A 12,863-nucleotide genomic window follows, 5' to 3' on the forward strand; every position below is an offset into this window, starting at 1 on the left:
CGATACGTGTCAGGCCACGAACACCAGGATCATGGCGATAACGAACGCCAGCAGACCCAGAAGTTCCGCCGCGGCGAAACCGATGAACAGACGGCCCTGCTGGCCATCAGCGGCACCCGGATTGCGCAGCGCGCCTTCGAGGAATGCGCTGAACACGTTGCCCACACCGAGGGCGGCGATGCCCGCACCGATGGCGGCCAGGCCAGCACCGAGCAGCTTTGCGGCTTCTGCGTCCATGTCGTAAACTCCTTCGTTAGAATATGATACTTGTTGACGAAATCAGATGAAACTCAGTGCAGGTTCTCGGCATCGTTGAGATAGACCGAGGTCAGCAGCGCGAACACATAGGCCTGGATCACGGCGACCAGCATTTCCAGCGCGCTGATGCCGATCATCAGGATGAAGCTGGCGGTGCCGACGGTGAGGCCCAGGGCAGGCGACGCATTGGCGCTGTTGATGACGAAGCCCGCAAGCACCTTCAGCAATACGTGGCCAGCGGTCATCGCGACGAACAGTCGCAGGCCCAGGCTGAACGGACGCACCATGAAGGAGACGAGTTCGATAAGGAAGAGCGGCGGGATCATCAGCGCGGGCGTGCCGTGCGGAATGAACAGCGAGAAGAAGTGGAAGCCATGTTTGGCAAAGCCGACGATCAGGACGATCGAAAAGCTCATGATCGCCAGCACGCCAGTAGCGGTGAAATGGCTGGTGAAGGTGAAGGGGTGAAGCCCGACCAGGCCCAGCGGCAACATGCCAAGCAGATTGGCCAGCAGGATGAACATGAAGAGCGAAAAGACGTAAGGGATATATTTGCGCCCCTTGTCACCGATATTCGCGATCAGCAGGTTCTTGATGAAGCCGGTCATATATTCGACCGCCATCTGCCAGCGACCGGGGACCAGTTCGCGCTTCATGCCGCCGATCACGAAGATCCACAGCACCACAGCGGCCAGCACCATATAGAGGGCGCTGTTGGTGAAGGCGATGTTGAAGCCGCCGAGCGACAGATGATCCGTACCGAACAGGGGTTCGATCGCAAATTGATGCATCGGATCGATTTTGCCGGATTCTGCCACGCTGGACCCCTGTTACGTCTAAACCGTCGGATTAGAGCGGTTTACGAACCGCTCTAAATCTATGCTTTTGCGCGGTTTCCGAGTCATCAGATGATTCCATCTGATTAGAAACCGCTCCCAGACAAAAGCGTCCCTTATTCCGGGGGACGCTTCGTCGTCGTCAATCTGATGATGTTCCTGAACGCCGCCACGATGCCAAGACCGAGGAAGACGAGCAGGAGCCATGGGGATGTGCCAAACAGCCGGTCGAGAACCCAGCCGATCAACGCACCGCCGACAAGACCGCCGATCAGTTCTGCAAGAACCCGGTTGCCCAAGCGAGACCCATCGTCCGCCTGCTGCTCCACAGCCCCCTGCCTGACCTTTTCGACGGATTCAGCACGCGCAATCCGCTCTTCCAGAGACGTGATGCGCGCGTCCTCCCCCGCCGGGTCCTGTCCGGGTCCATCCGCAACCATGTTCATCCTCCATCCGGGTTTGACCCCATATGGCAGGCGGCATGGCGCTTGCGGCTGCACCCGTCAAGGCGCGGCCCGTTTAGAAAGGCGATTGCGGATAGTCAACCATGGTTGGGCAGAGATTGCCCCACCCGGACGAAGGAATGAGAAAAGTCCGCCAGAGCGGGATTTGCTGGCCGTCGTGAACCGGGTTGGGCTGGCTTGTTGACGAAAGGGTGACACCCCTCCGTCTGGCTGCGCCAGCCACCTCCCCTTAAAGGGGAGGATGGAGAAATTAGCCCGCGGTTGCGCAGTAAGAGGGCAGCGCGATCGCGCCTGCGCCCTTGGTCTGCCACGCGCCAGCGCCGATGCGATAGGCCTGGCCAGTCTTGACCCGGCTGCTGAGCGTCTGGCAGCCGGTGGCGGCGGCGACGTCCTGCACCGTGACGCCGCGCTGGCTGGCCAGTTGGGTGTAGGCGGCGCGGCGCTTGATATTGATCGATTCGACTTCGGCGCGGACATCGGCCCCAACCGACCCGGCGATGCCGAGATAGCCGTCGGCCTGTTCACCCACCGTGCCGGCCGCCATCGCGCTGGCCACGGCACCGGTCTGGGCGCGGGCGGGCGCGGTGATCGCAAATCCGATCGCCAGCGCGACAGCGGCACCGGCGGCGATCAGGAGAATCTTGCGTGTCATTGCGGGAACAACTCCGGGTTATTCTGGATGAGGTCCTGTGCGTCACGTTGCAGGCGCACGACGACCTCCTGCTGTACCTTCACATTCAGGTTGATTTCGATCGGCCGATCAGGCGCCTTGACCTGAATACAGCCCCCAAGGGCCAGACCGGCGAAACCCGCCATCATGATTGCTTGCTTCTTCATTTGCGCTCCCCGTTTGGCATGTTGTCGCTTTCCGCAGGCTGAACCGCAAGGCTTTCGTTCAATTTGCTCTTCATGTTCGCCTGCATCTGGTCGCCGATACTGTTCTGGATCAGTTGCGACGGGTCGATGAAGGACTGGGCGGTGCCGAGCAGTCCCCGGAACGGCGCGGAAATGCGGACGTTGAACAGGAAAGGCAGGCCGGTGAAGTTGCGCGCCAGCCCCGCCGGTGCGCCGCCCAGCTGGCCGCGATTGACGCCGTTGAACACGACGTTGGTGACCATCTCGCCGTCCAGCGCGCCATCCATCAGGATTGTCAGACATTTATATTGCAGATTTTTGAGCGCGTCGAAGGCCAGCCGTCCCATAGTGCCAAGCTGTTCGTTCGACACCGGGCCGACATAGGAGAGGACGCCGGACTGGAGCGCGGGATCGCAGGGGATGGTCGGCAGCACGCCTTCGGGCATCAGCAGCGGCGGCATACCCTGTTGCCGGGCGACCAGCACCCCGCCCGCGATCCGTCCGCCCTGCGCGTTGAAGATCAGCGGCATCAGCCCGTCAAACGTGCCGGTGGCCGAGATATTGTCCAGCTCCATCGCCTGGATGAACGCGCCCGCATCCAGGCCGATGACGCGGAAGGTCAGATAGCGATCGACATCGGCGCTGAAATCCATGGTCGTGGGGAGCAGGACCAGTTGCCCCCCGGAGAAGGGCCAGCCGCCGCCTTCGATTCGCACCTTCTGCCCGGCTTCCAGCCGGTAGCGGACCGTGCCGTCGCGCACTTCGACGCCGGGATTGACGGAGGCCATCTTCACCGTTTGGCCTGGCGCGGTGACCATGTTGATGAGGTCCGTGAAGCGGATTTCGCCCGACAGGCCCTGCACCGGGCCGAAGGCGGCGGCGAGATTGGCATTGTCGGTGCGGAAGGTGCCAGTGGAGGTGACGGCCGATCCGGTCCAGTCGATCCGACCCTCCCCGGTTACGGTCGCCGCGACATTGGCGACGACGCCGAGCGCCAGCGGGGTGACTTCATCGGGCTGGAGCGTGGGACCGAAGGCGAGGGCGGGAACGGTCAGGTCGGCATGACCTTTGCCGCTGCCAAGCTCATGCGCGATCACGGTGCGGGCGACGGTTGCGCCGTTGCGCGGCGCGGTGAGCGTGCCGGTGGCGGCGATGCGGCCATTTTTGAGGGTCAGCGCGAAATCGGGAACGGCGAGCGGGTTGAAGCGGACGGGCGACTGCGAATCGCGCACGGTCATGGCGGCGCGGACATCGAGCGCGCTATTGGCAAAGCTCCAGGTGCCATTACCCTGCTCCGCGATCAGCGGGACGGTGCCGATCTGGCCCCCTGCCCCGCCGACTTTGCCATTCATGCCGCGCGCGGTCATCGCGCCGTCGAGGCTGGCGGCGGTCAGGCGCACCGGGGCGTCGTTCGGGCCGAGCGTCAGCGCGGGATTGGCGAGCGCGAAACCGGACTGGCCCAGCGCGATCCGGGCATGATCGGCGGTCAGGCGCAGCGGGCTTTCACCGCTGGTGCCGCTGAGCGCGAGATTACGGATGTCCGCGCCGCCGCTCATGCCCTTTGGTCCCATGGCGAAAAGCGCTCCTCCGCCTAGCGGGCAGAGCGTCTGGCGGGTCTGGCCGATGGCGAAGGCGCCATAGCGGGCTTCGAGCAGCGACAGGGGAACGCAGCGGCGGTTGATCGCCAGCGCGCCATTGGCGGCAAGCTGGCCCTCGATCGGCAGGCTGAGGCCCCGCAGGCGTCCGTCGGGCAGCGGACCGTCGAGGCGGAGCGCGGTCGAGAAGCGGGTGGTGCCGTCGGGCTGGGCGAGGAAGCGGACGCGGTCGATCGCAAGCCGTGCATCGCCAGCGGCATAGGGATTGACGAACAATTCGCCGCCAAAGCCGCCACCGGGGCGACGCGCAAGGCGGAGCGCGGCATCGGGCAGGCCGCCGCCCTCTGTACGCAGAGCGCCTTCGAGCGCCCAGTCGAGCGCAGACCCGGCACGGCCGGGCCAACCGAGCGTGATGCGGCCATCTTGGGCGAGGCCCGCCTGCGCGCCGCTGCGGGCGGTCAGGCGGCTGTCGGTGAGGACGAGGCTGCCTGTTGCGCCGCGCTGGACCAGGGCGAAGCGGGTGCGGATCTGGTTGCTGTCGCCTGCGCGGCGCACGGCATCCGCGAGGCGCGCGGCGAGCGGGGCGACCGGGGTGCCGATCGTCGAGGCGCGCAGGGTGGCCAGCGGATCGCGGCCGGAGACGCGGAGCTGGCGACCGGAGAGTTCGCCTTGCAGCGCGGTTTCGCCGCTTTTGACCGACCATGTGCCGCTTAGATCGGCCTGCTCCAGCATCGCCCCCTGCCCCGCCAAAGCCTGTGCGCCGATGCGAGCGCGGCCACGGGTGGCGGCTGCCGTGCCGTCGAAATCGACGCGGCCTTTGGGTGCGGCGAGGACAATGCCGCTGGCCTTGAGCGCGTCGCCCGCCAGATCGACATGGCCACTCCAGCGATCGAAGGCGGCGCCAAGGGTCAGGTCGAGCGTGGCGACCGGGCTGGCGATGGCGGCGCTATCGCGGCAGGCCAGCGCGGCGGCGCGGACCGGGCCGGTGACGTGCGCGCGGCCCTGATTCATGGCGAGCGCGAGCGAGGCGCTGCCTTCGGTCAGGCCGCAACTGGCGAAGGCGGCGCGGGGCATGACCGCGGCGAGTTTGCCGCGAAAACCGGAGCGCAAATTGCCCTCCCCGTCTATCCGCATCCCCAATTGGCCAGCGTCGGTATCGAGACGCAGCCGCGCGTCTGCGAGCGAGAGGAGAATGTCGGGCAGGCTGAAGGGCGCGGTAGAATCGGGATCGCGGAATTTGTCAAGTTCGCCAAGGCGCAGCACGCCGGCATGATAGGAGCCGCGCATCCGCACGCCGCCCGCGCGCACGGCGGCGACCTGCGGCGTCAGACCGGCAAAGGCGATGTCGACCTCGACCCAGTCGGCGGTCAAATCAGGATTGGCCGGATCGCCCAGCAGGATATGTTCGATCCGCTGGGTGCGCAGGCCGACATCGACCAGATCATAATTGGCCTGCACCCCACGCCGGTTGAGTTCGCGGCTGACGAAATTTTCCGCGATCGGCGCGCGCTGCGTCCATAGCGCGACTAGCACCAGCGCAAGCGACCCCGTGCCGACACCCAGCCAGCGCAGCCAACCCCGGCGAACCTGCTCTTCGCCGTCCTGTTCTTCCATGCCTATGGCCAACCCCGGCTTTCAAGTAACGCTGATGGTCCGTAACGGGACCATAACGTCTGTGCCCGCTTAAATATCCTTGCCCCGCGATTCCGCAACTTATAGCGTCCATGGCCGGTAGCGAGGGATGCGGGTTTGGCGGAGCAGGACGCAAAAGTCACGCATGATGGCGCAGGGCATCGCGCGCGGTTGCGGCAGAAACTGGCGGAAAGCGGCGGGGATGCGCTGCATGATCATGAACTGATCGAATATCTCCTCGCGCTGGCCATTCCCCGGCGCGACACCAAGCCGCTGGCCAAGGCGCTGCTGCGCGAATTTGGCGGGATTGGCGGGCTGATGAGCGCGGACTGGCAGGCCATCGCACGGGTGCCGGGCATGGGCGACACCAGCATCGCGGCAATCAAGATCGTGCAGGCGACCATGCTGCGGACCCTGCGCAACGAGGTGGCGGCGCGGCCGGTGCTGGCCAGCTGGCAGGCGCTGCTCGACTATCTGCGCGCGGACATGGCGTTTCTGGGCGTGGAGCGGGTGCGGGTGCTGCATCTGAACGCGCGCAACATGCTGATCCGCGACGAAAATATGGGCGACGGGTCGATCGACCAGGCGGCCATCTATGTGCGCGAGGTTATTCGCCGGGCAATCGACCTGGGATCAGCGGCGATCATATTGGTCCACAATCACCCCAGCGGATCGCCCGAACCCAGCCGCCAGGACATAGAGGTGACGCGGCAGATCATCGAAGCGGGCAAGCGGCTGAACATCGCGGTGCATGACCATATCATCGTCGGCGCAAACGGGCATAGCAGTATGCGGGCTATGGGGTTGTTGTGAGGGGGGGGTACTCCCCGCCCGCTTGCGGGAGGGGCAGCGAGACTTAATGAGCGGAGCGAATTTAGTCGCAGCGGGGTGGGCCATCGCTACGTTGCGCAGGCCCACCCCCTAGCCCCCTCCCGCCTGCGGGAGGGGGAACAAGGTCAGCCTTTGGTCATTAGACGAGGGTCGGCGGCCCAATAACAATTTCCCACATGATGCCCTCCCGTGCATGAGCCTCAACGAATTGCAAAGCGGCGCTTTCGGCAGCGTGAGGCGACATAGGATGCACAGCCAAGTCGAGAATTAGGTCGAGTAATCCAATATAGCCCTCAGATACGATTTTGAAACCGTCCACGCCAAGCACCCGCCGCCCGCTTTGTGTGCTGGCTTTAATGCGCTCTAACGCATCCTCTGAACTTAACTTCTCAATCGGCACGACTGCCCCGCATCACGTTCGTCTGCTTTCAAGACAAATGCTCGTCGGTCACTATGTCAACAAGTAGTCGTTATTCCCATTCCCAACGTCATGCCGGGCTTGACCCGGCATCCCGCTTTTCTTCGCGCAGAAAGCGGGACCCCGGATCAAGTCCGGGGTGACGTAGGTGGGCCTTGCTGGCCTTGCTCCTTGGCGGACAGACTCAAAGCCCATCCGACCCCAACAGTCAGGCGTCGAAGCCGAAGTTCAGGAATTCCGGCACCGGGCCGTTCCAGCCTTCATCGGGGCCGTCGTCCTGATGGTCGTTGCGGCGCTGGCGGGCGGGGGCTTCGGCGGCGCGGGGAGCGACGGCTGGACGAGCCGGGGCTTCCTCTCGCGGTGTCTGCGCGCGGGGGGCTTCTTCGCGTGGTTTTTCGGCGCGGGGTTGGCGGGCGGCGCGGGGCTTTTCGGCGACTGGCTCGTCTGCCATTGGCGTTTCGACGACCGGCTTGGCAGCGCGGGGCTTGCGGCCCCTTGGTGCGCGGGGGGCGGCTTCTTCGCTCGGTTCGATCGCAGCGATAGCTTGCGCCGCGCCGACGACCTCGATCTTGGTGCCGATCAGCTTCTGGATATTGTCGATCGCCTCGGCGTCGGCTTCGGTGACGAAGGTGTAGGCGACGCCGCTGGCGCCCGCGCGGCCGGTACGACCGATGCGGTGGACATAATCGTCCGGGTGCCAGGGCGCGTCATAGTTGAACACATGGCTGACGCCCTTGATGTCCAGCCCGCGCGCCGCGACGTCCGACGCGACGAGGATGTTGACGGTGCCGGCGCGGAAGCGCTCCAGTTCGGCGATGCGCGATCCCTGGTCGATATCGCCATGGATCTCGCCCGACTTGAAGCCGTCTCGTTGCAGGCTCTTGTTCAAGTCCCGCACCGTCGTCTTGCGGTTGCAGAAGATGACCGCGCTGGTGACGTCGGCTTCGCGCAGCATTTTGGACAGGACATCGCGCTTCTTGCGCGACTCCACTTTCACCAGGCGCTGGGTGATGTTGATCGAGGCGCTGGCGGGGCGCGCGACTTCGATCGATTTGGGGTTGGACAGGAATTTGTCCGCCAGCTTCTTGATGACCGGCGGCATCGTTGCCGAAAACAGCAACGTCTGGCGCTGCGCGGGCAGCTTGGTGCAGATTTCCTCGATATCAGGGATGAAGCCCATGTCGAGCATCCGGTCGGCTTCGTCGATGACCAGCAGCGAACAGCCGTTCAGCATGATCTTGCCGCGACCAAACAGGTCCATCAGCCGGCCCGGCGTCGCGATCAACACGTCCACGCCCTTTTCGAGCGCGGCAAGCTGGTCGCCCATCGACACGCCACCGATCAGCAGCGCCATCGAGAGTTTGTGATATTTGCCGTACTTCTCGAAATTTTCCGCGACCTGCGCCGCGAGTTCGCGCGTCGGCTCCAAAATCAACGAGCGCGGCATCCGCGCGCGGCTGCGGCCATGGGCGAGGATGTCGATCATCGGCAACACGAAGCTGGCGGTCTTGCCCGTCCCCGTCTGGGCGATGCCAATAATGTCGCGCATCATCAGGACGGACGGAATCGCCTGCGCCTGAATCGGCGTGGGCGTATCATAACCGGACTCGGTTACGGCCCTGAGCAATTCGTCGGAAAGGCCGAGATCGGCAAAAGTCATTCAATGGTCCGGGAACAGGAGGCTTGTCCGTCCTGCACGATAGCGAGACGGAAATCGGCCGCGCATTGCGGAAATATCGGCCGCTTGTCAAGGAAATCGCGCGGTTTGGCGGGCGGTCGTTGCCCGATAGGGGCGCTCAGTCGTCGGGTTCCGCAGCGATCAGCCGTTTGAAGCTGTCGATGGCGCAACTGGTGCCGCCGCGCGCCTGTAACTCGTCGCGGCCCGAACAGAGCGATCCGTCCTCGTCCGGCTCGACATAGAAGCCGGAATAGAAAGCGGCGGCATCGCAGCCTTTTTCCAGACGGGCGCGGTAACGATGCTGGTCGGCCAGGATAAGATCGACGCCGTTGCGCACGACGATGGCAGCGGCGCGAATCGAGCGCAGGGCGACGCAGCGCGGCCCTTTTTTCTCGTCCCAGGCATCGGCGGCTTTTTCGGTGATGCGCGGGGGCGCCTTGCCTTTTTTCGCCATAGGCACACGAATGATGACGCGCTGCTCGATCGTCAGTTGCGCCCATTGAACCGGGTCAGCCGTCGTGGCGGCAATCAACAGCATGATGGAATGAACCAAATCGGACCCCTTTTGGGAATCGGACGCTATCGACCCGTGGTTGAACAGTCGATGAATTCCGGGGATAGGTGCGTCCCATGATCGGACAGCATATCATCGCGCGCTTTGCCGCGCTGCTTGACCCCAAGGGCGTCACCACCGACCCGGACGATATCGCGCCCTGGGTCAGCGACTGGCGCGGGCGCTATCATGGCGCGGCGGCGGCGATCCTGTCGCCTGCCTGCGTCGAGGAGGTGGCCGCCGTGGTGGCGTTGTCGGCGGAACTGGGGGTGGCGCTGGTGCCGCAGGGGGGCAATACGTCGATGGTGGGGGGCGCGACGCCGCCCGCCGACGGATCGGCGCTGATCCTGTCGCTGCGGCGGATGAACCGGATTCGCAGCCTGAGCGCGGACGATAATCTGGCGATTTGCGAGGCGGGCGTGATCCTGAGCAACTTGCATGATGCCGCCGAAGCCGCCGGGCGACGCTTTCCGCTGAGCCTGGGGGCGAAGGGATCCGCGACGATCGGCGGGCTGGTGTCGACCAATGCGGGCGGCACGCAGGTGCTGCGCCACGGGACGATGCGCGCGCTGGTCGAGGGGGTGGAGGCGGTGCTGCCCGATGGCAGCATCTTCCACGGGCTGGACGCGCTGAAAAAGGATAATCGCGGGTACGACATCAAGCAGTTGCTGATCGGCGCGGAAGGCACGCTGGGCGTGATTACTGCGGCGGCGCTACGGCTGGTCCCGGCCATTGCGGCGCGGGCGGTCGGCTGGGTCGGGGTCGCCTCCCCCTCCGATGCGCTGGCGCTGCTGCGGCTGGTCGAGGCGGAGTTGGGCGACAGTGTCGAGGGGTTTGAGGTGATCGCCGACGAGACTTTGGGCTTTGTGCTGGGGCATATTCCCGGCACGCGCAGCCCGATCGAGACGCGGACGCCCTGGCATGTGCTGATCGAGGTGGATCATGCGGATCTGCGCGATCCGGGTCCGGGCGAGCGGCTGGAGGGCGCGCTGGCGATGGCGTTCGAGCGGGGCATCGCGATCGACGCCGTGGTCGCGGCCAATGAGGCGCAGACCGAGGCCTTCTGGCGAATCCGCGAATCGCTGTCGGAATCGGAAAAGGCGCAAGGGCCAGCGCTGCAATATGACATCAGCGTGCCGGTGGCCCGGATGCCTGCTTTCATGATCGAGGCGGCTGATGCGGCGATGGCGAAGTTTCCCGGCACTACGGCCTCGTCCTTCGGTCATCTGGGCGACGGCAATGTCCATTTCCATGTGCGCGCGCCCAAAGGGACAAGCGACGGGCCGGGCTGGATCGCGTCGCAGGGGCAAGCGATCAATGCTTTCGTTCATGACGCGGTGGTCGCAGCGGGCGGATCGATCTCGGCCGAACATGGCATTGGCCAGATGAAGCGCGCGGAGCTGGCGCGGCTGGCGGGTCCAGCGCGGATCGGCGCGCTGCGGGCGATCAAGGCCGCGTTCGACCCCAAGGGACTGTTCAATCCGGGGAAACTCATCCCCCTGCCCGATGAAGCCTGAGGATCAGGCCTCAACCAATATGTGAAAGCAATTGCCACCCGCTGCGCAGGGCTTTATCGCCCTCTCCCAGTTTTATGCCCGGCGGCGCGTCTGCACAGCGTCGCTTTTTGACAGAATGGATACCGGATCATGGCCAGCGCGCCCGCGAATAACCTGCCGATCTTCTACAATGACCTCATTCCGCTAAGCAGCCTGGATCATGCCGATTTCCGCAGCAAGGCGGTCGATTCGGCCCCGTTCCTGACCAGCCAGCACGCCATTCCGCTGACGATCGACGAATTTGTGTCGGCCCAGCGTTTCGTACCGATCATCTTTTCGGCTGGCGCAGATTCGGTGCCGCTGGCGCTGATGGGCCTCAATGAAGGCGTCAACATCTTCGTCGATGACGAAGGCAAGCTGCGCGGCCCGTCCTATGTCCCCGCCTATGTCCGCCGCTATCCCTGGATGCTGGCCAAGCTGCGCCCGGACACGGACGAGCTGTCGCTCTGCTTTGACCCGACCAACCCGGCGATCGGCGCGTTCGAGGATGGCCAGCCCCTGTTCGAGGATGGCAAGCCCAGCGAGCTGACCCAGGGCGTGCTGAAATTCTGCGAGGATTTCGAGCAGGCCGCGGCCCGCACCGGCCAGTTCGTGCGCGAGTTGCAGGAGATGGATCTGTTGATGGACGGCGAAGTCGCGATCCAGACGCCGGGCAATGAACAGCCTTTCGTCTATCGCGGTTTCCGCATGATCAACGAGGAAAAGCTGCGCGACCTGCGCGGCGACCAGCTGCGCAAGATCAACCAGAGCGGGATGCTGCCGCTGATCCACGCCCACCTCTTCTCGCTGCAACTGATGCGCGACATTTTCGAGGCGCAGGTCAATCTGGGCAAGGGGCCGATCCCCCAGCCAGCCGCGCCGCAGCCCGCCGAAGCCTGAACCGGGAATTAACCCGAAACGGCGGAAATATTTGATATAAAAGCGATTGCATCTCCTCTTGAAACGGAATGTGACCTGGCCTATCTACTGAACATGCGATGCACCTGCCCCCCTTTCGGGTGTATCGTATGGGCGCCTCCCCCCTTTGGAGGCGTCTCCTCCCTGAACCTAGGCCGCTCCATGCTCTGCATGGGGCGGTTTTTTTTGGAGTGTTGCTTTTCCAAGCGGATTGGGTGCGACGCGGTTTTCCTTGACGCGCGCGGTGCGCCTTCCTAAAGGCCAGCCCCTGCCAGCCGCCCGACGCGGCCCATGGCCCCTTCGTCTAGCGGTTAGGACGCGGCCCTCTCACGGCTGAAACACGGGTTCGATTCCCGTAGGGGTCACCAAAATACTCTCCCAGAGAGTATCAGAAACGGCTTCCGGGCGATGGGCAACATGTCGTAACCGGCACGTTCGGAAAGGCGAAAATCCAAGTCGCCTTATGACAGACCATCGAAGCTGCCTTTCCCCCGCCCCCGCGCTGGCAGACAATGAAATACGGGCGATCCGCGAACGCGAGCATGTCTCGCAGCCGGTGTTCGCCGCCTATCTCAACATCTCGCGCAATCTCGTGTCGGATTGGAACGCGGCGTTAAGCGGCCCGGCGGCCCGGCCTTGCGCCTTCTGTCGATCATCCAACGCCAGGGATTGCAGCAACCTCGGGCTGGTGGCCTTTCGGGGAGTAATCGACCACCCATGTTTCATCGCAGTTTTTGCGAAGGTCGGCACGCATCCTTTGAAAGCCATCGCCGCTAAGGAAGCCGGATATCCAGGATGGGTACGGCCAAGTCTGATCGATTGGCCTCTTCACGGTCAGTCGGCTCGAACGCTGGGCAGAATCCGCTACTTTCGGGGTTTACTCCTTCCCTTTGTTCACCGGAAAGCCTATCTAAATGAGGCCCGAAGAGGCGATCGCAAAAGGATGAGAGGATGTTGAAGAAATCCCTGATGGGCGCGGCTCTGGTCGCGCTCCTGTTACCAATGGCCGCAACTGCGCGGTCAGGCGGCAACGACATGCTGGTGACGGGCGAATATCGCGGCGAAAAGCGCAGCATCACCGTAGCACTAGCTGATCTGAACCTGCGTCACGATCGCGCTGTGGACCGCGCTGAGAGCCGCATACGCTATGCTCTCAAGCAGGTTTGCGACATCAACAGCGCGCGCGAACTCTACGAAAAGCGCGACTATAAGGCGTGCTATGATCCAGCGATGGACAGCGCCCGAAGCGATCTGGACAAACGCATCGCAACTGCCCGCGCGACCTGATCC

The 12,863-nt window shown here is 64.1% G+C and carries 13 protein-coding genes and 1 tRNA gene; 5 read left to right on the forward strand and 9 right to left on the reverse strand.

The window, feature by feature from the left end:
• Positions 1 to 9: 9 nt before the first annotated feature.
• From ACODR8_RS08245 to ACODR8_RS08270, 6 genes are all read right to left on the reverse strand, one after another.
• Positions 10 to 237, reverse strand: a complete 228-nt coding sequence (locus ACODR8_RS08245) for a F0F1 ATP synthase subunit C (protein WP_006961951.1) — start codon at positions 235 to 237, stop codon at positions 10 to 12.
• Positions 238 to 290: 53 nt separating this feature from the next.
• Positions 291 to 1,076 carry a F0F1 ATP synthase subunit A gene (locus tag ACODR8_RS08250; protein ID WP_119748244.1) on the reverse strand — a complete coding sequence of 262 codons (786 nt, stop codon included), beginning with the start codon at positions 1,074 to 1,076 and terminating at the stop codon, positions 291 to 293.
• 134 nt (positions 1,077 to 1,210) lie between these two features.
• Complete coding sequence (locus tag ACODR8_RS08255) at positions 1,211 to 1,534, reverse strand: AtpZ/AtpI family protein (RefSeq protein ID WP_119748295.1); 324 nt, start codon at positions 1,532 to 1,534, stop codon at positions 1,211 to 1,213.
• A gap of 274 nt (positions 1,535 to 1,808) precedes the next feature.
• The gene (locus ACODR8_RS08260; RefSeq protein WP_489006800.1) at positions 1,809 to 2,210 is read right to left on the reverse strand and encodes a YdbL family probable chaperone protein; all 402 of its coding nucleotides are present in this window, start codon (positions 2,208 to 2,210) and stop codon (positions 1,809 to 1,811) included.
• Positions 2,207 to 2,395 carry a YnbE family lipoprotein gene (locus tag ACODR8_RS08265; protein ID WP_006961957.1) on the reverse strand — a complete coding sequence of 63 codons (189 nt, stop codon included), beginning with the start codon at positions 2,393 to 2,395 and terminating at the stop codon, positions 2,207 to 2,209. Before ACODR8_RS08265 ends, ACODR8_RS08260 begins: the two co-directional genes overlap by 4 nt.
• Positions 2,392 to 5,622 (reverse strand): intermembrane phospholipid transport protein YdbH family protein, encoded by a 3,231-nt coding sequence (locus ACODR8_RS08270; protein ID WP_489006801.1) that lies wholly within the window; start codon positions 5,620 to 5,622, stop codon positions 2,392 to 2,394. The genes ACODR8_RS08265 and ACODR8_RS08270 overlap by 4 nt, the downstream gene beginning before the upstream one ends.
• A gap of 135 nt (positions 5,623 to 5,757) precedes the next feature.
• Between ACODR8_RS08270 and radC the strand changes: the two genes are divergently transcribed.
• Positions 5,758 to 6,453: a RadC family protein gene (radC, locus tag ACODR8_RS08275; protein ID WP_489006802.1), complete on the forward strand. Its 696-nt coding sequence runs from the start codon at positions 5,758 to 5,760 to the stop codon at positions 6,451 to 6,453.
• A gap of 157 nt (positions 6,454 to 6,610) precedes the next feature.
• On the opposite strand, the gene ACODR8_RS08280 is transcribed toward radC, so the two are convergent.
• The 3 genes from ACODR8_RS08280 to ACODR8_RS08290 all read right to left on the reverse strand — a co-directional run bounded on the left by ACODR8_RS08280 (position 6,611) and on the right by ACODR8_RS08290 (position 9,120).
• Positions 6,611 to 6,871 carry a hypothetical protein gene (locus tag ACODR8_RS08280; protein ID WP_489006803.1) on the reverse strand — a complete coding sequence of 87 codons (261 nt, stop codon included), beginning with the start codon at positions 6,869 to 6,871 and terminating at the stop codon, positions 6,611 to 6,613.
• A gap of 226 nt (positions 6,872 to 7,097) precedes the next feature.
• On the reverse strand, positions 7,098 to 8,549 hold the full coding sequence (locus ACODR8_RS08285) for a DEAD/DEAH box helicase (protein ID WP_489006804.1): 1,452 nt from the start codon (positions 8,547 to 8,549) through the stop codon (positions 7,098 to 7,100).
• A 136-nt stretch (positions 8,550 to 8,685) separates the two neighbouring features.
• Positions 8,686 to 9,120, reverse strand: a complete 435-nt coding sequence (locus ACODR8_RS08290) for a hypothetical protein (protein WP_489006805.1) — start codon at positions 9,118 to 9,120, stop codon at positions 8,686 to 8,688.
• A gap of 77 nt (positions 9,121 to 9,197) precedes the next feature.
• Here ACODR8_RS08290 and ACODR8_RS08295 point away from each other — a divergent pair, with 77 nt between their 5' ends.
• The 4 genes from ACODR8_RS08295 (at position 9,198) to ACODR8_RS08310 (ending at position 12,860) form a co-directional block, all read left to right on the forward strand.
• Positions 9,198 to 10,637 (forward strand): FAD-binding oxidoreductase, encoded by a 1,440-nt coding sequence (locus ACODR8_RS08295; protein ID WP_489006806.1) that lies wholly within the window; start codon positions 9,198 to 9,200, stop codon positions 10,635 to 10,637.
• Between the two features lie 129 nt (positions 10,638 to 10,766).
• Positions 10,767 to 11,555: a SapC family protein gene (locus ACODR8_RS08300; protein WP_489006807.1), complete on the forward strand. Its 789-nt coding sequence runs from the start codon at positions 10,767 to 10,769 to the stop codon at positions 11,553 to 11,555.
• Positions 11,556 to 11,866: 311 nt separating this feature from the next.
• Positions 11,867 to 11,941 (forward strand) — tRNA-Glu (locus ACODR8_RS08305).
• A gap of 583 nt (positions 11,942 to 12,524) precedes the next feature.
• Complete coding sequence (locus tag ACODR8_RS08310) at positions 12,525 to 12,860, forward strand: UrcA family protein (RefSeq protein ID WP_489006808.1); 336 nt, start codon at positions 12,525 to 12,527, stop codon at positions 12,858 to 12,860.
• The last annotated feature ends 3 nt before the right edge of the window (positions 12,861 to 12,863 follow it).

The sequence above is a fragment of the Sphingobium sp. FG58 genome (assembly GCF_057809055.1).